Below are 20,363 nucleotides of genomic sequence, written 5' to 3' on the forward strand. Positions count from 1 at the left end.
AAGAAGTCTTTCCCGATCCGCTTCGCTACTCGGGACAAGCAGTGCACCTTATTTTTCTTCGTGTTCTTAGAGACCATTTGCCTCCGCGAAGAGGACTCTGTGAAACTCCGTGTAGAACTCAGCGAAACTCTGTGTCCCTTTGAGACATAAAAAAAAGGCGGCCAATTGACCGCCTTTTTATTATATGCTTACGCTGATTAGTAACCAGGGTTTTGCTCTATTGGAGCAGTAGCATTGTTCAAGATCTCTTCTTGAGGAATTGGCCAAACAAATAGGTTGCTTGAGTATTCCAAAGCGTGATCAAATTGAATTTCAGCTTCGCCTGTATAGAAATCAAGGCTATTCACAGATCTAGAAGCAGCTTTCGCAGGTATACCTGGAATTCTACCTTCACCAGCCAATCTATGGATGTCTGGGAATCTTCTACCTTCTGCCAGGAATTCAATTCTTCTTTCCTGAATGATAGCTTCGATAATCTCATCCATTCCGCCTAAAGCTGCTGCTGTGAAGGAGTTTCCAGCTGGAATAGCTCTGTCTCTAACTTCATTTAGAAGTGACACAGCTTCACCTGAATTTCCAAGTCTAGCTTGTGCCTCAGCAGCATTCAATACAACTTCAGCAAATCTTTGGATAACGGTTGGATCATTATAAGTAACTGGATCTATATACTTGTTAGTAAATATCCCTCCAGGGTTAGTAGTCACCATACCATCCGCACCATTAGCTACACTTCTTCTTTCATCTTCTTCTAACCAGAAATCAGCTGTCCAGATAACCGGAGAGATTTTAACCAAGCCTCTGGCACCACGATCAGGGTTACCATACATTTGAGGCAATGCACCGTTCACACCTGCGTTGGATAATTCAGTATTTTCAAAAGAGAAAATGTTATCAGAAGATGTTCCTCCACGGAATGGAGTTAACGGATCTGGAGTTACTGCGAATTCACCGGCAAGTTTATTGTACTCGTCAATTACTCCCTGCCAATCTTGCATGTGCAATTTAACTCTTGATTTCAAACCAATTGCGGCTTGGCTTCTAGCACGGAAAGCAGTACCAGACGTCGGAAGAAGTTCCTCCGCTTCATCCAAATCAGCCAATAATTGCTGATAAACACTTTCTACAGTACCTCTACCTACACCTTCGCCTTCTTCAACCAAAGACACATCGTTGATTGCGAAAGTTCTATACGGAATACCCATAGAAGAAGGGTTATCAGCATAAGGTCTGGCAAAGAACACCACCAATTCATGGTGAGCAAGAGCTCTAAGATAAAGCGCTTCACCACGGAATCTATTTCTTTCGGCTTCTGTTAACACACCTTCAGCCAGAGCTTGATCAAGGTTTTCAATCACAATGTTGGCTCTGTTGATCATTCTGTAAAGAGAGATCCACTGACCGTTATTGTTAGCTGATTGTGGTGTATGACCATTGATATAAGTTACTTCATAGAACAACTGATCGTTGTACATATCTTCACCTCTCATGTCACCCTGCTGTGTAGATGCGGCTCCAAAAGGATACCCTCTTTGAACTGCTCCAAGGTAGAAACCTCTTTGGGCAGCTTCATAGATACCTAATACGGCAGCATTAATCCTATTTGCATCTGCAAATGCCTCCTCATCTGGAATTATGGTAGCCGGCTGCAGATCGGTCACCTCACAAGAGGACATACCCACCATAGCCAAAGCTATAAATGCAGTCTTTATTTTATATGAAAATTTCTTCATTTTTATTCTTTTTTTAAGGTTTTAATTAGAATCCAACATTAAGACCTAAAGACCAAGTTCTGATGATTGGCGCAACGTTCCAGTCAACTCCAAACTGAAGCTGTGGAGCAGATACATCACCAGGACCATATTGGTTAGATTCAGGATCGATACCAGAGTAACCTGTCCAGATGATTGGGTTCTGAACTTGAGCAAAGAACCTTGCAGATCTGATATTACCGTTGAAGGTATTGTTCAAGAATTCAGCAGGAAGTCTGTAACCCACTACAATGTTTTGGATTCTTACGAAATCGCCTCGTTCCACAAATCTGGAGTTAGCAGCAGATGCTTGCCACATGTTGGCATCCTGACCAGAGTAAAGCTTAGGCACGTCAGTTACCTGACCGCTTTCTGTCCATCTGTTCATGATAGAAGCATGGTTATTAGAGAAACCTTGTCCTAGCAATCCTCTCAAAGATTCATTCATCACATAGTTTCCACCGCCGTATCTTACAAAAATTTCAGCATCCCAGTTACCCATGTTGAAATTGTTTGACCAACCACCAGTGTATCTTGGAAGTGTATTACCTAAGAATCTTTGAGTAGGTCCACCAGCAGCAGCTTGAGAAACATCAGCAGGATTGTTTGGATCATATTGTCTCCAAGCAATCGCACCTGGCTGAAGATTCAACTGTACGATTTCGTCATCTCCTCTGTAATACATTGGGTTACCATTGGCAGCGTTAACACCAGCCCACTCAAAACCATAGAGTTGAGCAACCGGACCACCTTCTACAGTTCTGTTGAAAGTACTAGTCAATGGCTGTACTAGGTTGGTAACCTCATTGTGCAACCAAGTAAAGTTGAAGTCAGTATTCCAAACAAAGTTTCCTCTTTCAAGAACTTTGGTCAACAACCTGAATTCCACACCTTGGTTTGTCATCGAACCCACGTTCTGGCTAATCTGGTTCAAAGGTATACCTAAAGACGGTGCAGTTGGTGCTTGAAGTACCATTCCGTCGATGTCATTTCTGAAGTAATCAGCAGCAATGGTCACATTACCGATGGTCATATCCAAACCAACGTTGAACTTCTGAGAAGTTTCCCACTGAAGACCTACGTTTGATACGTTACCATAACCAATACCAGCACCTGCTGCAGCCAAAACAGGGTTAAATCCACCAGCATAAGGGAATGCACCACCTGGAAGGTTAGTGTTACCCACCTCAGCATAAGAGGCTCTCAATTTCAAATCAGAAATCAAGGCAGAATTGAAGAAGTCTTCATCAGAAAGTCTCCATCCTATAGATCCACCTGGGAAGGTACCTCTTCTGTTGTCAGCCGCTAGTTGAGAAATACCGTCATTTCTTACTGCAAATGATAACAAGTATTTACCTCTGAAGCTATAGTTAAATCTGGCAAAGTAAGAATCAAATCCATATTCAGAGAAACCACCACCAGAGAACTGGTTGTTATAAGATCCAGAGATCAAGTTTCTTTGTCTAAAGAAATCATCTGAAAGATCAGTACCCCATGCAGCAAAGTTGTAAAGATTCAAATACTGGTACTCAGTACCTACTGTCAAGTTAATAGAGTGATCATCAGCCAATACAGTTTGATAGTTCAAAGTATTTTGCCAGTTCCACTGCATTGCAGGGTTACTTGCCTGGTATACATAACCATTTGAGCTTCTACCGTCACCGTGTCTTGGATCCAAGGTCTGGAAGTCATCTGCCATGGTCAAATCCACACCAATTTGTGATCTTGCAGTCAAGCCAGTCACGATATCCACCTCAGCATAGGCATTACCCAATATTCTATGAGTTCTAGATCTATAACGGTTGTTTTCAATAACATAAGCAATATTTGGAATATTGTTATCAGGACCAACTAAGTTAGATCCGAAACCGGTAGTAGCACCGTTAGCAGTAATATTAAACCCATTAAATGCAGTATTTTCAGGGTCATAAATCGGAACGTTTGGAAGCGCTCTTGTAGCATTATATACAGCACCAGAAAGCGAGTTTGCACCTTGGTTCAAAGAATTGATCTCAGTATAAGCATAAGACATGCTGGTACCGATCCTCACACTATTAGAGATAGAGTGATCTACGTTACCTCTGAAAGAGTATCTTTTCAAGTCGTTAGGTCTGATAGCAGATTCCTGATCAGTGAAACCTAATGAGAAGAAATACTTGGTAGCATCAGATCCACCGCTGATAGAAAGGTTGTGCTGCTGAGTAGCACCTCTTCTGAAGATATGGTCTTGCCAATCCGTGTTGATACCGCTTGGTCTAGCGTTACCTTCAGCATTTGGGTTAGTGTTTCTAACTTTCTCGTTTGCGATAGTTACAAACTGATCGCCGTTCAATAGATCAAATCTGTCAACAGTCTCATTGAAACCAGTACTTACGTTATAGTTTACCTGAGCTTTACCAGTTTGACCTCTTTTGGTCGTGATCAAGATCACACCGTTAGCAGCTCTAGAACCGTAGATAGCAGTAGCAGAACCATCCTTCAACACTTCGTAAGATTCAATGTCAGCAGGGTTGATGTTGGAAAGTGGGTTGGCAGATGCAACAGCAGACCTGTCATTATCCACTACGGGCACACCATCAATTACGATCAAAGGATCAGCACCACCAGAAAGGGAGTTCACACCTCTAATACGGATGATTGGTCTAGCACCTAATACCCCAGAAGGAGTAGTTACCTGCACACCTGGAGCTCTACCAGCAAGCTGCTGATCAAAGGAAGGCGTTACCAAGTTTTCGATTGCCTCATTCTTGATAGAAGCAACAGAACCGGTAAGTTCTCTTCTTTCCTGCGTACCGTAACCAACTACCACTACTTCACCCAATGTTTTCACATCCGGCTCCATAACAACGTCTACGCGAGACTGGTTACCAATAGGAAGTTCCTGAGTAAGGAAACCTACGAAACTAAAAACTAGAGTGTTTGCATCAGCAGGCACCTCGATAGAATAAGATCCATCAAGATCGGTGATCGCACCGACAGTAGTACCCTTGACCCGGACGTTTACGCCCGGCACACCCTCCGGTTCTTCCGCGGACGTGACAGTACCTGTCACGGTCCTGCTTTGTGCCATTACAGATACCACTGTAATAAAGGCAAGCACAAAGCTGAGTAAAATTTTCTTCATGTGTCTTTGATTAAGGTTTATTAACAATTCATTTGGTACAATGATAAACGCATTTAAACAAAAAACCAAAACAAGATATAATACCCATAATTTAGCCACCTAATTTAATTCCGATTTAAGGCCGTTTAACGGGATTTTAACAGATATTAAGAGATTTTTAGAGTTAAGAAATACATAAAAAAACATTAAATGGTATTATTATAATTTTTTTTTACCTTATAAAATGGAAATTAATTAAAAATATAAGAATTCCTTTACCCTTGTTAATCCTATTAGGTAAATTATTATTACGGAAATAAACCGCAAAAGCTTATATTATTTTATTATTAAGAAACTATCTCCCAGATATCAGGAGATTATTCTAAAAAACTGATCAGGTTAACATCTTAAAAATGGGAAAAAATACCGAGATGGATGGCATTGAAAAAACTTTCTATTAATTCCCACTTTTTTTAAAAAATCAGCCTGTGCCGTTAATACTCTCAAAAATGGGAGTTTCCATGGCAATAGATCCTTTTATCAAATACTTCCACTATTAAAGATGATTTCATCCAAATTCCCTGATTTGGCAAATGGAAACTCCACCAAATTTCCTACCCCTCAATTCCCCATTCCCCACACCAAAAACGTTCCCTATCTACCAGTCACCCGACATTTAACTTTTTAATTATTGATCTTTTAAAAAATCAAGTACAACTGATTTACAGTACTTTAACAAAAAAACCTGCTAGGCGTGATGCTTAGCAGGTTGATGGTCCACAGTCCACAGACGATAATCCATAGACCATAGGAATTTAGGGTAATATATGGGTACTATGTACTAAGTATTTTTAGGTCTGGGGCTAACCTTTAGCTCTTTTACCCAATCGTTAGTTATACCCTGACTCCAGTCAGGCGAGTTTTCTGCCCTTAGTGACCCATTTGAATTAATAATTAGGAATTAGGAATTAGGAATTAGGAATTAAATGAGCCGTGGCAGTCCATTTTTCATACCTAATTTCTAATTTCTCATTTCTTCATCCTTCGTACTCCACACTTCAATATCCCGGGTTTTGCTGTCCGGCTAGCAGAGGGTTATTTACAATCTCCTGTAACGGAATAGGCCATACAAACAGGTGACTGCTATAAGGTACGCTGTGGTCCAAGGTGATACTGGCTCCCGGCTCATACTGTTCAATCGAGCTTATCGACCTTGAGGCAGCCTTGGGAGGTATGCCTGGCAGTTCGCCCATACCGGATAGGCGATGAATATCATACCACCAGAGCCCCTCGGCCAAAAACTCCACACGCTTTTCGTTCCAGATTCCCTGGATAACGCCATCAGGCAAAGCACCCGCATCATAGGAGGGAGTCCCTTCCGGAGTGGAGCGGTCTCTCACAGAGTTTAGCAGGGTAAGCGCAGTAGCCTCATCTCCCAGTCGGGCATGGGCTTCAGCGGTATTCAGTACCACTTCAGCATACCGGATCAAAGGGGCAGGATCATCCCTGTTGATATAGCCCGTGTATTTTCCAGTATAATAACCATCCGGACTGCTGGTTGTCAGTTCAGTTCTCCTTAAATCTTCCTCCAGCCAAAATGGCTCATTCCATATCAGCGGGCTGATTTTCACCAATCCTCTTCCGCCCAAGGCCGGGTTACCGTACATGGCAGGCAAGGCCCCATTCACACCCGGGTTGGATTCAGCCGTATTGTTCAATGAAAATATGCTTTCCGGATTGCCGTCAGGGCTATCAAAGGGAGCCATAGGCGTAGCCGCCAATTCAAAATTGGTCAACTTGGCTGCCTCTTCCAGCACGCCGGCCCAATCAAGCTGATGCAATTTTACCCGGGTTTTAAACGCAATGGCAGCAGAACGGGATGCCCTGAAAGGTATTCCAGCCTCAGTGCCTAGCTGCTCCGCTTCATCCAGGTCCTGTAAGATACGGGTATATACCTCTTCCACGGTGCCCCGACCCACATCGGCAGCTTGATCCAGCCTTTCAGTATTACTTATAGGAATATCCCGATAGGGCACTCCCAAATTTCCACTCGGATTGTCCGCATAGGGCCTGGCAAAATCCGTCACCAATTGCCAATGGGAAAATGCCCGCAGAAATAGCATTTCGGCCCTATAGCTGTCATGCTCCTCCTGATCTATCACACCGTTGGCTAAGGCGGTTTGAAGTCCTTCCAACACTACGTTGATCCGGTTGATTAACCTATAAGTGCCTATCCACATGCCTTCTTGATTGGCTGTGGAGGGCGTCCAACCCCCTATATAAGTAATCTCATAGAAAAGTTGGTCATTGTACATATCACCACTTCGCATATCCCCTTGCTGAATGGAAGCAGCTCCAAACGGATATCCTCGATCTGGAGCCCCCAGGTAAAAACCCCTTTGGGCAGCATCATAAACACCGAGGATATTCCCCAGCACTTTTCCCGCATCCGCAAACGCTTCCTCTTCCGGCACCAAGGTTACAGGCGATTGATCCGTCACATCACAGGACCCAAACAGCAATAGGGCGGATATGGCGGCAGTTAATATATTTCTTTGCTTTATGATTTTCATAACATTAAATTTTTTAAGTCCACCAATTAGAATCCCACATTAAGCCCAAATGACCATGTCCTGATAATAGGAGCAGAGTTCCAGTCTACACCAAACTGCAGCTGGCTGCCAGGGAAGGTGTTCAACTCAGGATCCACACCGGTATAATTGGTGAAGATGAGTGGGTTTTGCACCTGGCCGAAAATCCGCACGCTACGAATGCCGCCGTTAAAGGTCTGGTCCAGCCAGTCAGCAGGAATCCGGTAACCCAACACGATGTTTTGGATCCTAAGGAAGTCTCCTTTTTCCACAAAGCGGCTATTGGCAGCTCCAGCGGCCCAAATGTTGGCATCCTGACCGGTATAGAGCTTGGGCACGTCGGTCACCTGACCGCTTTCAGTCCAACGGCTAAGGATTTCCGCATTGTTGTTGGAGAAGCCCATACCCAATTGACCCCTTCTGGTCTCATTCATAATGTAGTTACCACCCGAGTAGCGGAAAAAAATCTCCGCATCGAAATTGCCTATCACAAATTGATTGGTCCAACCCCCTTGCCATCTGGGGAGGGTATTGCCAAGTATTCGCAAGTCGCCTCCCCCCAGACCAGTCGCCGTTTGGGAGATATCGCCGGGGTTGTTTTCATTGTAGGCCCTCCATCCGGTATTATCCTGCTCAAGGTTATATTGAACCAGCGAACCATCACCCTTCACATAGATGGGGTTCCCATTGGCCGAGTTCACGCCAAACCACTCATAGCCATACAACTGGGCAATAGGCCCGCCTACTTCCGTCCGGTTAAAGGTAGTAGTGATCGGGCTTATAAGGTTGGTCACCTCATTGTGCAACCAGGTAAAGTTAAAATCGGTGTTCCAGCTGAAATTATCCCGTTCGATAATACCGGCCATCACACGCAACTCCACCCCCTGGTTGACCATGGCGCCTACGTTTTCAAAAATCCTGTTTTGGGGTACACCAAAAGAGGAAGCGGTGATACGCTCCAATACCAGATCCCGGATATCATTTCTGAAGTAGTCGGCAGCCACTGTTACATTTCCTACAGTGAAGTCCAAACCGGCATTCAGTTTACGGGAGGTTTCCCATTGCAGGTTCGGGTTGGCAATCTGGTTGAACCCAATACCAGGACCCAAGCCGGATAGCGCGGCTGAAAAACCACCTACATAGGGGAAGAATCCAATCTCCGTGTTACCCACTTCCGCATAGGAGGCTCTTACCTTAAAGTCAGAAATCAAGGCGCTGTTGAAGAACCCTTCATCGGAAATCCTCCAACCGACGGAACCACCCACAAAGGTACCTCTTCGGTTATCAACCGGTAAGGCAGAAATCCCGTCATTTCTTACCGATGCAGATAGAAGATAGCGTCCGTCAAAGCTATAGTTTACCCTGGCAAAGTAAGAATCGAAACCCTGTTCATCCATACCACCACCAATTTGCTGCACACCAGCCGAACCGGTCACGATATTGGACTGCTGGAAGAATACGTCGGCAATCTGGGTACCAGTAGCTGAGTAGAAATGCTGGTTGGTATATTGGAACTCCGCACCCACGGTCACATTCAGGTTGTGGCTTTCACCCAAGATGGCCTGATAGTTCAGCGTGTTCTGCTGGTTCCAGCGATATACTGGCCTATACGCCTGCAACATCAAACCGGCATTACCCCGACCGTCCCCATGACGGGCATCCCAAGATAGGAATTCATCCGCGAATGTCATATCCCCACCAAACTGGGTCCTGAAGGTCAAGTCTGGGAAAATATCCCATTCACCAAACACATTTCCCAATAGCCTGGCAGTTCGGCCCCTGAACACGTTGTTGGCCAATACAAATCCGATGTTGGGAATGTTGTTGTCAATATTACCCAAGTTTGGACCCCTACCAAGGGCGGCACCATCAGGTGTGGTGTTGAATCCGTCATAGAAGGTATTGCTTGGATCCTTGATTTCGATATTGGGAAAGGCCCTCGTCACGTTATAAGTGGCCCCGGACAGGGAGTTTTCACCGTTGTTCAAGGATTCGATTTCGGTGAAGGAGAAACTCATGTTGGTACCGATCCTCACCCTATTGGACACATTATGATCCACATTGGCCCTTAAGGAATACCTGGTCAGCTCATTGGCACGGATATAACCCTCTTGGTCGGTGTAGCCCAAAGAGAAGAAATACTTGGTATCGGCCGAACCACCACGGATGGAAAGGTTGTGCTGGGTCACCAAGCCTTTGCGGAAGATATAGTCCTGCCAGTCGGTATTTACTCCAGGCTGGGCAAGGTCACCAAGACCGGCGTTGCTCCTTTTCTCGTTGGCTATGGTCACAAACTGGTCGCCATTGAGCAGGTCAAATCGGTCCACTTCCTCATTCCAGCCCACACTGACATTATAATCAACCTGGGCACGCCCTTCAATACCTTTTTTGGTAGTGATAAGTATTACCCCATTTGCCGCTCTGGAACCAAAAATGGCCGTAGCTGAACCGTCTTTCAACACCTCAAAGGATTCGATATCGGCTGGGTTGATCTGGGCTAGGGGGTTGCTCGGGAAGTTGGCCGCCCTATCCGCATTCACCACCGGCACCCCATCGATTACGATCAGCGGATTGGCGTCGGAAGTAATGGAATTGACACCCCTAATCCTGATCACGGGGGCCTGGCCCAGCACACCGCCCGGGGTGGTTACGTTTACCCCCGGAGCGCGGCCGGCAAGCTGCTGGTCAAAGGAGGGGGTCACCAGGTTTTCAATCGCCCGGTTGTCGATGGATGACACAGATCCGGTGAGTTCGCGTCGTTCTTGGGTACCGTAACCAACCACGACCACCTCACCGAGTGTTTTCACATCCGGTTCGAGCAGCACATCGATGGTAGACTGGTTGCCGATGCCTATTTCTTGGGTCAAGAAACCCACAAAGCTAAATACCAAGGTATTACCGTCTTCTGGCACTTCTATGGAGTACGACCCGTCGATATCGGTGATCGTCCCCACAGTAGTGCCCTTCACCCGCACGTTAACGCCGGGCACCCCTTCAGGTTCTTCGGCGGAGGTCACCGTACCGGAAACCGTCCTGCTTTGCGCCGCCACAGAGCACACTGTAAATACGGCAAGCACAAAGCCTAGTAAACTTTTTTTCATGCAGTTTTATTTAAGGTGAAACACAATAATTTGAACCATTAAAATTAACCACATTAACAAATCTTAACAACTTGATTTATACCATTTTATAATGTTAAAATACCAAAAAATTATTTTTTGTACCTAGGTTAAATAGATTTTAATATAATTGTACATCTCTGGGGTTTAGAGGGTTAGGAGTTTATTGTACCATATTAAAACGTACCCATATCGGCCGTCCCTCTGGGACTATGCGACCGCTCCGACTTCCAGATCCCTGGGGTAAACCCCAGGGCCAGTAGATCGGCCGCTCCTAACGGAGCTTTGGAAAGCACTCTATAATTTGGTGAGTTCATTATCCCCAAACTTATCAATTACGGAAACCTTAGGTAATAAAAGATAATATCCCTACTTTTATTGTAGCGGATTGGGGCAATAACCCGTATGGTCTTTACAACTAAATTTTATTATGATGAAATACTCCGTATTTATATGCTTGATGGCAGTAATCCTTTTTAGCGCATGCCAGGAAGATGACAGTATCACCACTGAAACATCCGTTGAAGGCCAATGGGAGCTTCAGGGATTTAGAAGCAACTGGATTGATGATATGATTTCTGTGGATGAAATGGATTATTCAGATAGTTACACCTTTAGAGCTGATGGTTCTTTCACCAAGTTTAATTCAGTATTGGGATCGGAATTATCCGGAACCTTTGAGGAAATCATCCCGGCCGCTGAGGTAAACGTCAATTATATTAAAAGATTAAAACTATCATTCAACCCTGAAGATTTAGAGGAGGTACTTGAAACCGATGAAGCCGGCAACCTCCATGGCTGGAACCAGGAACATCAGTTTTCTGTGTTTTATGGCCAAAGCAATATTGAAGAACTTATCCTACTGGCAGATGGAACCTTAGCCAATGCCGGTTATAGAATAGCAGATGGATCAATTTATATTTATAAGAGAATGTAGAAACGAAAAGTACGAAGTTAGAGGTACGAAGGAAAAAACCTGCCAGATCTATCAAAAAATCACAAGATCTGGCAGGTTTAACGTGCCATTTTAATTTACTAAGCTTTCCAATTGTGTCTTCGCGCCTCCTTTGTTGCAAAATCAAATAAACCCCATCTATATGAAAAAATTAATACTTGCCTCCCTCACCATCCTCCTTTTGGCCGCTTGCCAAAACGATGACAACCCCAATATGCCGCTGACTGAAATAGGGGATTGGGAGCTTGAGCAGGTTACCCTACCAGGCTCAGGAGAAGTTATTTCAGCTACAGACCTAGGTTTCAGCCAAACTTATACCTTCAAGACCGATGGCACATTTTCAAAATTCAGCACAGAAACAGGTGTGAACCTTTCCGGTACCTATGAGGCAGAAGACGCAGAGCCCGATGATAGATTTGAGCCCTTAACGGTTAAATGGTTAACACTCACCTTTGACTTAGACCAATATGAAGCAATTTTGGCAATGGAGGACAGCATGAGCGGCACTGATGTTGACAAATACATTTTTGGAAGTGATAATATGGAAGTAATTGCCTTAAGAGTAGACCATACTCTCATGAACATTGGCCAGCGTTTCCATGGAAGAGCCATGCTTTACACTAGAAAATAAACTGAAAGAATTTCATTACTTACCGCCTTAGTGGCTAACCTTTTTGCGGCGCCCTCGCGCCTTAGTGGCTAACTTAATACTTATACTAAACTTTACTATAAATGAAAAACCTACTATTATTGGCCTTTGCCGTTTTGATCTTAACGGGTTGCCAAAACGATGAAAACCCAACCGTATTGACTGAGATTGGGGAGTGGAAACTTGAGCAGTTGACTCCTGTGCGTTCCACAGAAGTGATCACAGCAGCCGAACTTGATTTTACCGAAACCTACCATTTCAGGGAAAATGGGACTTTTTCAAAATTCAGCACACGTGCAGAAATGGAACTTTCAGGAACTTATGAAACAGTTCCAGTTGATCCTGATGACAGGTTTGACCCAATGCTGGTCAGACAGCTTATTCTAACTTTTGATAGTGATCAATACGAAGCTATATTGGATCGTGAGGAAGGTTCGAATCGGGCATATGTAGACTTGTATATTTACGGTGTTGACAATTTTGAAGTATTAGGCTTGCGGAATGACAACAGCCTTTCAAACGGTGGCCACCGTTCTCATGGGGACTTTTTGGTATATACCAGGAAGTAACTTTGAAAGGACGAAATTAGGGGTACGAGGTACGAAGGAAAAAAAAACCTGCCAGTCTAGCAAAAATCACGAGACCTGGCAGGTTTCATATATAAATAAGAAACGTCTGAGGATTGATTACTACGTCAATCGCTAGAAATACTTGGTACATGGTACTTGGTACCTAGTACAATTTGAACCACCACCTCCCAGTTCCTGTCTTCCTTTTTCAACAGCGCCACTTTATCCACATTTAGGCGCTCAAAAAAACCTGTCTCCTTCAAATACGCCAGGCATTCATCAAATCGTGCATCTTTCACATCTTTGGATGCTACAGTCATATGGGGATTATAAGCTTTGTCGGCCAGTTCTTCTATGGTCTTCAGTTCCCGCTTGCAAAAGCCCCCTAGCTCATGCTGCAACGTCATCAATTCAGGGGGCTGACTGACGCGGATGTAGAGGACACGCCGCCCAAAACGACCGATCCCCTTAAGCTCTAGCTCAAAAGCCGGCTGCTCGGCTAAAAATGTGGATAACTTCCCTATCAGTTGTTGCTCCTTTGCCTCATTGTACCTAAATGGCATTTTTAGCGTCACATGCGCCGGAGACTTTAAGGCATATTTGAAGTTAAACTTTTCCCTGACGGCCAATTTCAGCCCTGTAGCTTTCTCCTGGATTTCACCCTCCGGTACAATTGCTATATAGTATTTGGCGTAATCGGGCATGGATCACACTTTAAACAATGCCTCCAAAAAGCCCATGTTTTCCCCTTTTGTCTTGTAGATCAGCATCGGAATCTCATAATTGAGATGCACCAACCTCTCGGCTACACTCCCAATGAGTAGGGCCGCAGAGTCTGTCCTTCCCCGGCTGCCCATCAGAATCATATCCGTTTCCAGGCCTTTGGCAACTTCCAAAATATATTTAGAGGCATGTTTATCCTCCTTGAGCACATATTTACAGTCGTATTCAGGCAACTTGTTTTTTCTGATAAACTCCCCGTATTCCTTCTGGGCATTTTTCAGCATGATCTGGGCAAATTCCTCATAGGATTTGCCGGTTTTATAGTACCCCTTTGGCACCTCATAAATGTGCAGACAAGTGATTTTGGCCTTAAACTTCTGCGCCAATTCCTCCATCAGGCTAAGAGTAAGGTGGGAATATTCGGAAAAGTCCACCGGCACCAAGAAATTATCTATTTCTTTGACCTTCAGGTTTTCGGTCAAAAACAACACCGAGCAGGGAGCCTTCTGGGCAAGGTTTTTTGATAGGGTACCGCTTCCTTCCAGCACAATTTTGCGCCCCATAATCAGCAGATCGATGTTTTTGATCTTTGACCACCTCAAGATGGTAGCCATGGGATCTCCTTCCTTCACGCTGATATCAATCTCCACCTTTGCGGGGATAAACTTCTGGGCTTTCTCTCGGATGCTCCTCTCTATGGCCTCATCCACGGGCGCCAGCAGGTCTGGATAGGTTTTGATCACCTCTGTTGGCAAAGCCAAATCTTTTTCCACATGGACAAAATAAATCTTCTCAATGCCCAACAGGTCCACCAATTTGCCTGTCTTCTCTATCAGGATCTGGTCCATCTCCGTAAGGTCAAGACCTACTAGTACTTTTTGGAATTGTTTCATGGGGGGTAGTACAATTAAGCGCTAAAATTAGATTTTTAACGTGTTTGGTATTTTTAAAGGGTACAAAGTACCAGGTACCAAGTACTAAGTATTTCTAGGACAAGTCCTGTTCGGGGCAATGCCGAGGTTGTTCTGCCATTGACCGTTTTTTACTTTCGGGAGCCTTCCAATTCGCTGCGCTCATTGGGGCCGGCAGGTAAGTCAAAGAGCTACTTAAAATAAAACTTTGTGCAACTTGTTTTTTTACTTGGTGCCCTTGCCTGCCCGCCGTGGCGGGTGACCCATTTGTCTCCGCGAAGAAGGAAACTCTGTGAAACTCCTTTAAAACTCAGTGGAACTCTGTGTCCCTTTTCCCTCTGTCTTCCGTCTCCGGTCTCCTAATACGCATTCTCCCTATTAAACATCAACTCATGCACCGTTTTCACTACGATGGAGAGATCCAGCCAGATAGACCAGTTTTGGATGTAGAAATAGTCCAACCTCACCCTGGACCGGATTTGGTAGGGCATCTCGATTTCCCCACGATAGCCCTTCACCTGCGCCAAGCCGGTAATACCCGGTTTGATCTTGTGCCGCGTGTTATACTTTTCAATGCTCTGCTTAAAAGTCTGGTTCATCGGCACCGTGTGCGGTCTAGGCCCCACGATGGACATCTCCCCGAAAAGTACATTGATAAACTGCGGCATTTCATCCAATGAGGTACTTCTCAATAGTGCCCCAATGGTAGTCACCCGTGGGTCATCCTTTACCGCCTGCTGCGTATCCGCATAGTCGTTTGGTGTCATGGAGCGAAACTTCAGGCACCTAAATACCCGGTTGTTTTCCCCATTTCTCTCCTGTATAAAAAATATTGGCCCCTTGGATTCCAACTTTATCAACAAACCCACCAAAGGAATCAGCCAGCTCAGGATAAACACGATCACCAGCGAAGAAAAAATAATATCAAAAGCCCTTTTGGCAAAACGGTTGACTACATGGTCCAATGGAATGTCGTTGACATTGATGACCAAAAAGTCGCCATATTTCGAAAAGGAAAGGTTTTTTTCAAGTTGAAGGCTCTTATCAGGAATGATTTTCACCTTGATGCACTTATCGTCGGCGTAATTGATAATCTGCTTGATTTTATCCGCTTCCAGATTTTCATTGATGTAGATGAGGTCAAGCTCCATCTGTTCGGCCTGATCAAAGAAATCAGATACCTTGCCTTTCGTTTCCATACAGGTAAAGGCATCGTCAAAATAACCCAGAAAGTTGATCCCAAAATCCCTGCGGTACGAAAGCATTTGGGCCAATCGGTTGCTGGCCCCACCTTTACCAATGATCACCGCATTTCTGTAATTTCCGCCTTTGATGCGGTATTGCTTCAGGGCAATATGCACAGCCACGCGGTAAACACTCAACAAGATAAGCATCATGTGCACATTGATCAAAAGATACAGCCTGCTCAGGTGATAGGTTTGGAACAACACCCACAATACCGAGATGATGGCCACAAACCAGAGCACGGAGCCAAAAAGCTGCTTCAGGGTTTGGCTGTAGTCTGTCGTCCTGCCGAGTTTGTAATCCTTCCTAAACAGGGTCACGCCCAGCCATACCATCAGAAACCCGAGGTAAAATACATCCGAAGAAAGCTCAGTATTAAAAATAGAGCCTAGGATCACTTTCGAAAGCAAAAGTGACAGTACAATTATGAAAGCATCTCCCAGGCTAAAAAGCCATGGGAAATTTTTATAGAAGCGTTTAGCCATAAAAATCCAGACCGACTTGTTCCCGCACAAGCAGGGTAATTCAATGTTGTTCTTTCAAGGTTTTATGAAAACCTAGTTAGATTTCAATGCAAAAATAATCAAATATTGATGACTCACTACCATTATCTTTGATTAATCCGCACAGATTTGTCAACCCATTCCTGCAATTTGACCGCCAATTATTGCGATATTTGGAAATTGATAAGACGGAAGACCGGAGACTGTAGACCGAAAGTATTCCCGTCTTCGGTCTTCCGTCTTCGGTCCTCTGGCCGCAAGGCTCCAAACCAACAATATAATGCTACCAATAAAATCTCTATTAGCCTCATCAGAAACAGACGGCTCGCTGGGTAAGAAATTCAGGGAGGAGCGGTTTAGGTTCTTTGAGAAGCTGGTGGAAGAAAAATTTCCTGAAAATCAAAAAATCAGGGTTCTAGATGTGGGGGGCACCCAGGCCTATTGGGAGGGAAAAAGCATCCTCAAGAAAAGAAACCTTGAAATTACGGTATTGAACCTGATCGAATTTCCCGTTAGCCTGCCCAATTTCAGGGCTCTGGCCGGAGATGCCACCCATATGCCTGAATTTGGAGACAACAGCTTTGACTTGGTTTTTTCCAACTCCGTGATTGAGCACCTCTACTCCTGGGAAAATCAGGTCAAAATGGCCAAGGAAATCAGTAGGGTAGGGAAGAGTTATTTTGTGCAGACGCCAAACCGCAACTTTGTCATCGAGCCCCACTATGCCCTTCCACTTTTTCAGTTTGTGCCAAAAGGCCTGGCCTTCAACATCCTTACCAAAACAAAACTCAGCCGCTTCAATCGCTGGGAGCCCTCCATGGCTCGCCAATACCTCGACGAAATCCGCCTCCTGAGCATCCAGGAAATGAAAACCCTATTCCCTGACGGGGAGGTTTACCTGGAAAAATTCCTTGGGATGAATAAGTCGGTGACGATGTTTAGGTTTTAATGTAGAAGAAAAAATGGGTACTAAGTACGATGTACTAAGTACTAAGTATTCGCGGCGAGATTACGATCTATCCACTTCGTGGATAGTGGGTAAATTACTGAGGGAGCAACTAAAAGTAAAATAAATAACGGTATTTACTTTAAACTACTTTGTACATAGTACATAATACTTAGTACAAAGTAGTTAAAGCATCATTTCAAAAATCGAAATAGCTTATGGGCATTCTGACAAAGCCATTGGTAACTTCTCTCTGAATGCTGGTTTTAACACCATTGCCTTCAAAACCAAAAACGGTAGCCTCAAATTTTGCTTCTATATAGGTATTTCCATTTGGAGTAGTGCCCACTTTGAGAATCTCAAAACTTGAATCAGCTTGTGCATCATCATTTACCAGAGTTTCAAAGCCATAGGGGGCGGTAGAATGTGTAGTGAGGAAATGGCGATGCTCGTTTTCATCTAGCATAGCCAATTCTAGAGCTACCCCATCTTGGGAATTGTGTCTGTCATAGTCAAAGGAAAAAGGATACATACCCTCTTGAATAAAATCCCTTCTATCTTCCTCATATAGCGTATAATGATTCCCGGTTCTGATTTTTAATTGCTCTTTTAGATACTTTTTACCTAATATAACTTTCAAACTTCCATCACCTGATCTTTCTCTCATAGTTGTTGAAACCATGAAGAACAGTGAATCATACTCCTCAAAGGTGGGTTTGTGAGAAACGTAATAAGCTTGTAGAACCCCTGTTCCATTTCCATTTACGGAATTGCCGGTATATTCCACCCCATCAATGGTATAGGAAAACTCCCACACAAGCTCCTCAGTTGCCTCCTCCTGGATCACTGGTTCTCCATTTTCTTGACAGGAAACCAATAGAAGTACGGCAAAAATCAATGGTAATAATCTTTTCATATTTTTTTCTTTGAACGAAGATAGGTATAAAACTTTTAATTTTCCTAAACTTATAGGTAAAAAATTTCAGAGGTTATCACCACGCTAAAAGAAGGATATCCTACCAAGAATCCATTTAAACCTGCCAAATACATCGTACTTAGTACCTAGTACATTTTTCAATAGTCATATATAATCTGCTGGAAAGGCTTGGGCACTTCCATGGTGCCTTCGGTGTAGTAGGATACACAATAATTGCTGATAGGCAATGCTTCCACTCTATATGCCAAATCCCGGTTGGCCGCATAATAATTGGTTCGGTTCACCATTCTGTAATCGTATTTATGATGGGCAGTTGAAAATGTGCCTAACACTTTATCGGTTTCATCCGAAAGATTAACAATGTTGCCTGCTAGGTTGGAGGGCATAGCATCGAAAATATTACCGGTATTGACTTGCTGCTCTTCAATTAAAGCCAAGAAGGTGGTTTGGAATGGATTTAGGGCATAAATATCAATCTCTACGAAAAATCTTCCCAGCCTATTCATGGGTAAGGCTACCACGTTAAATCTTCCACTTTCCCCCAAAGCAATGTTTGTAGGATAGGGTTCAATATTGATCTTCGCATCCAAATAAGTAAAAAACAAATAGCAGGTACATCTACATTCTATTGGGGGAGCTTCAGGATCAAATTGCGTATGAACCTCTTCCATCCCAGATGTTTTCATATAATACCCGTACGAATCCTCTGATTTTCTTATCAAATCCACATTTACATTCAAGAAAATTTGCTTTTGCCCAAAAGCCTCTCCAAAAACAGGATTGATAAATACCAACTTTTCCTCTCCTTGATAATGATAATCCTTTATCTCAGGCGCCGGCGCCACATCCTGCCAGGTGGACTGGTAGTGCGTTCTGTCCTGAAGGATAAAATTCAACCGATACCTTTCGTTTTCATCCAATTCAAAATCACCCACAGGCAGATAACTCCCTACAAGGGAATCCAGGGCCAGGGAAAATTCAAACTCGATATTTCGCCCCGCAGTTTCGGTTTCCACATACATCCGCCTGATCTCGGGCCTGTCGGTATAGCGATTGAAAGAGCCGGATTGAAAAGCGGCAGGGTAGTAGACCTTCACATAGGTCATGTTGGGGTCATTGGACACCCAGCCATCCACGGCTATTTTCCTTTCCTGCTCAGGCACATTGATGCGGATCTCATCTATACAGGAAACCTGTAGGATAAAAATAAAAAACACACATAGCTTACCGAGCCTATCCATCAACTAAAGATGATGCTTTAATCATGAAATTCAAAATCTCAAATTAAATAACTCGTTTAAATACACTTAGTATGTTTAAATTTAATCCTCAAAAATAACTTGGTCAAAAATTTCCGGCTTTTCCATAGTGCCTTCGGTATAATAATCCACGCAAATATTCATCCCCTCTCTCAAAATGGGAATGGCCTCTACCCTGTAGCGAAAACCATGTTGAGAAGCATAGAAATTAACCCTTCTCACCATCCTAAAATCAAATTTATAATTGGAAGTGGAGAAGGTGCCCAATACGACTTCTTTTTCATCGGAGAGATTGGTTATGTTACCTTTTATATTTGAAGGCATTGCATCAAATATGTTCCCCGTATTTTCCTGTTGAGCTTGGATCAAGCCAAAATATGAAGTTTGAAACTCATTCAGACCATACATATCTATTTCTACATAAAACCTCCCCAGCCTATTCATGGGCAGAGCTACCACATTAAAACGTCCCTCGCTTCCCAACTCTGTATTTGAATAATATGGATTGATATTAATTTTAGGACTTAAAATATCATAGTATATATAGCAGGTACACTGACATTCCAAAGGCCGTGGTTCCTCAGGGTCGAATTGGGTATGAACTTCCTCAATTCCCTTTGTCTTAAAATAATAACCATACGCATTCTCTGACTGTGTTTCGAGCTCAACATTGACATTCAAGAAAACCTGAGTCTGCCCAAAAGGCTCACCAAATACGGGATTTATAAATACCAGCTTTTCCTCTGCCTCATAATGATATTCTTTAATTTTTGGCGCCGGCGCCACTTCCTGCCAGGTGGACTGGTAGTGCGTTCTGTCCTGAAGGATAAAATTCAACCGATACCTTTCATTTACATCCAATTCAAAATCACCCACGGGCAGATAACTCCCTACAAGGGAATCCAGGGCCAGGGAAAATTCAAACTCGATATTTCGCCCCGCAGTTTCGGTTTCCACATACATCCGCCTGATCTCGGGCCTATCGGTATAGCGGTTAAATGAGCCGGACTGAAAGGCGGCAGGGTAGTAGACCTTCACATAGGTCATGTTGGGGTCATTGGACACCCAGCCATCCACGGCTATTTTTCTTTCCTGCTCAGGCACA

General features: G+C 43.9%; 14 protein-coding genes. 4 read left to right on the forward strand and 10 right to left on the reverse strand.

The genetic code is table 11. From position 1 onward, the window contains the following. Positions 1-197 precede the first annotated feature (197 nt). The 4 genes from KIH41_RS12565 to KIH41_RS12580 all read right to left on the reverse strand — a co-directional run bounded on the left by KIH41_RS12565 (position 198) and on the right by KIH41_RS12580 (position 10,543). Positions 198-1,673 (reverse strand): RagB/SusD family nutrient uptake outer membrane protein, encoded by a 1,476-nt coding sequence (locus tag KIH41_RS12565; protein WP_246539111.1) that lies wholly within the window; start codon positions 1,671-1,673, stop codon positions 198-200. Positions 1,674-1,755: 82 nt separating this feature from the next. Beyond that, positions 1,756-4,872 carry a SusC/RagA family TonB-linked outer membrane protein gene (locus KIH41_RS12570; protein ID WP_214162599.1) on the reverse strand — a complete coding sequence of 1,039 codons (3,117 nt, stop codon included), beginning with the start codon at positions 4,870-4,872 and terminating at the stop codon, positions 1,756-1,758. Positions 4,873-5,909: 1,037 nt separating this feature from the next. Then, entirely contained in the window at positions 5,910-7,424 is a 1,515-nt protein-coding gene (locus KIH41_RS12575; RefSeq protein ID WP_213944361.1) for a RagB/SusD family nutrient uptake outer membrane protein, read from the reverse strand. 26 nt (positions 7,425-7,450) lie between these two features. After that, entirely contained in the window at positions 7,451-10,543 is a 3,093-nt protein-coding gene (locus tag KIH41_RS12580) for a SusC/RagA family TonB-linked outer membrane protein (protein WP_214162600.1), read from the reverse strand. A gap of 448 nt (positions 10,544-10,991) precedes the next feature. Between KIH41_RS12580 and KIH41_RS12585 the strand changes: the two genes are divergently transcribed. The 3 genes from KIH41_RS12585 to KIH41_RS12595 all read left to right on the forward strand — a co-directional run bounded on the left by KIH41_RS12585 (position 10,992) and on the right by KIH41_RS12595 (position 12,734). Further along, entirely contained in the window at positions 10,992-11,498 is a 507-nt protein-coding gene (locus KIH41_RS12585) for a hypothetical protein (protein WP_214162601.1), read from the forward strand. 160 nt (positions 11,499-11,658) lie between these two features. Next, positions 11,659-12,147: a hypothetical protein gene (locus KIH41_RS12590; RefSeq protein WP_214162602.1), complete on the forward strand. Its 489-nt coding sequence runs from the start codon at positions 11,659-11,661 to the stop codon at positions 12,145-12,147. 101 nt (positions 12,148-12,248) lie between these two features. Next, positions 12,249-12,734, forward strand: coding sequence for a lipoprotein (locus tag KIH41_RS12595; RefSeq protein ID WP_214162603.1), 486 nt, complete (start codon positions 12,249-12,251; stop codon positions 12,732-12,734). Between the two features lie 125 nt (positions 12,735-12,859). On the opposite strand, the gene KIH41_RS12600 is transcribed toward KIH41_RS12595, so the two are convergent. From KIH41_RS12600 to KIH41_RS12610, 3 genes are all read right to left on the reverse strand, one after another. Then, a complete protein-coding gene (locus KIH41_RS12600) occupies positions 12,860-13,438 on the reverse strand; it encodes a 2'-5' RNA ligase family protein (protein WP_214162604.1) in 579 nt (192 codons plus the stop codon). A gap of 3 nt (positions 13,439-13,441) precedes the next feature. Further along, on the reverse strand, positions 13,442-14,350 hold the full coding sequence (locus KIH41_RS12605) for a universal stress protein (RefSeq protein WP_214162605.1): 909 nt from the start codon (positions 14,348-14,350) through the stop codon (positions 13,442-13,444). 377 nt (positions 14,351-14,727) lie between these two features. After that, positions 14,728-16,098 carry an undecaprenyl-phosphate glucose phosphotransferase gene (locus KIH41_RS12610; RefSeq protein WP_214162606.1) on the reverse strand — a complete coding sequence of 457 codons (1,371 nt, stop codon included), beginning with the start codon at positions 16,096-16,098 and terminating at the stop codon, positions 14,728-14,730. Between the two features lie 298 nt (positions 16,099-16,396). On the opposite strand from KIH41_RS12610, the gene KIH41_RS12615 reads away from it, so the two are divergent. Beyond that, a complete protein-coding gene (locus KIH41_RS12615) occupies positions 16,397-17,065 on the forward strand; it encodes a class I SAM-dependent methyltransferase (RefSeq protein ID WP_214162607.1) in 669 nt (222 codons plus the stop codon). A gap of 196 nt (positions 17,066-17,261) precedes the next feature. Here KIH41_RS12615 and KIH41_RS12620 read toward each other — a convergent pair whose 3' ends face one another. The 3 genes from KIH41_RS12620 to KIH41_RS12630 all read right to left on the reverse strand — a co-directional run. Beyond that, positions 17,262-17,978: a putative periplasmic lipoprotein gene (locus tag KIH41_RS12620; RefSeq protein ID WP_214162608.1), complete on the reverse strand. Its 717-nt coding sequence runs from the start codon at positions 17,976-17,978 to the stop codon at positions 17,262-17,264. A gap of 158 nt (positions 17,979-18,136) precedes the next feature. Beyond that, complete coding sequence (locus tag KIH41_RS12625) at positions 18,137-19,240, reverse strand: DUF4249 family protein (protein WP_214162609.1); 1,104 nt, start codon at positions 19,238-19,240, stop codon at positions 18,137-18,139. Positions 19,241-19,321: 81 nt separating this feature from the next. Next, a partial coding sequence (locus KIH41_RS12630; RefSeq protein ID WP_214162610.1) for a DUF4249 family protein occupies positions 19,322-20,363 on the reverse strand: 1,042 nt, incomplete at its 5' end.

The organism is Litoribacter ruber (assembly GCF_018500185.1).
In the GTDB taxonomy this organism is placed as follows: Bacteria; Bacteroidota; Bacteroidia; order Cytophagales; family Cyclobacteriaceae; genus Litoribacter; species Litoribacter ruber.

Excerpts from the sequence above, each read along its gene's own strand:
- KIH41_RS12585 (WP_214162601.1), top strand. The coding sequence starts at position 10,992 with ATGATGAAATACTCCGTATTTATATGCTTGATGGCAGTAATCCTTTTT.
- KIH41_RS12595 (WP_214162603.1), top strand. The coding sequence starts at position 12,249 with ATGAAAAACCTACTATTATTGGCCTTTGCCGTTTTGATCTTAACGGGT.
- KIH41_RS12625 (WP_214162609.1), bottom strand. The coding sequence starts at position 19,240 with ATGGATAGGCTCGGTAAGCTATGTGTGTTTTTTATTTTTATCCTACAG.
- KIH41_RS12565 (WP_246539111.1), bottom strand. The coding sequence starts at position 1,673 with ATGTCCTCTTGTGAGGTGACCGATCTGCAGCCGGCTACCATAATTCCA.
- KIH41_RS12575 (WP_213944361.1), bottom strand. The coding sequence starts at position 7,424 with ATGAAAATCATAAAGCAAAGAAATATATTAACTGCCGCCATATCCGCC.
- KIH41_RS12610 (WP_214162606.1), bottom strand. The coding sequence starts at position 16,098 with ATGGCTAAACGCTTCTATAAAAATTTCCCATGGCTTTTTAGCCTGGGA.
- KIH41_RS12570 (WP_214162599.1), bottom strand. The coding sequence starts at position 4,872 with ATGAAGAAAATTTTACTCAGCTTTGTGCTTGCCTTTATTACAGTGGTA.
- KIH41_RS12605 (WP_214162605.1), bottom strand. The coding sequence starts at position 14,350 with ATGAAACAATTCCAAAAAGTACTAGTAGGTCTTGACCTTACGGAGATG.
- KIH41_RS12600 (WP_214162604.1), bottom strand. The coding sequence starts at position 13,438 with ATGCCCGATTACGCCAAATACTATATAGCAATTGTACCGGAGGGTGAA.
- KIH41_RS12615 (WP_214162607.1), top strand. The coding sequence starts at position 16,397 with ATGCTACCAATAAAATCTCTATTAGCCTCATCAGAAACAGACGGCTCG.
- KIH41_RS12580 (WP_214162600.1), bottom strand. The coding sequence starts at position 10,543 with ATGAAAAAAAGTTTACTAGGCTTTGTGCTTGCCGTATTTACAGTGTGC.
- KIH41_RS12620 (WP_214162608.1), bottom strand. The coding sequence starts at position 17,978 with ATGAAAAGATTATTACCATTGATTTTTGCCGTACTTCTATTGGTTTCC.
- KIH41_RS12590 (WP_214162602.1), top strand. The coding sequence starts at position 11,659 with ATGAAAAAATTAATACTTGCCTCCCTCACCATCCTCCTTTTGGCCGCT.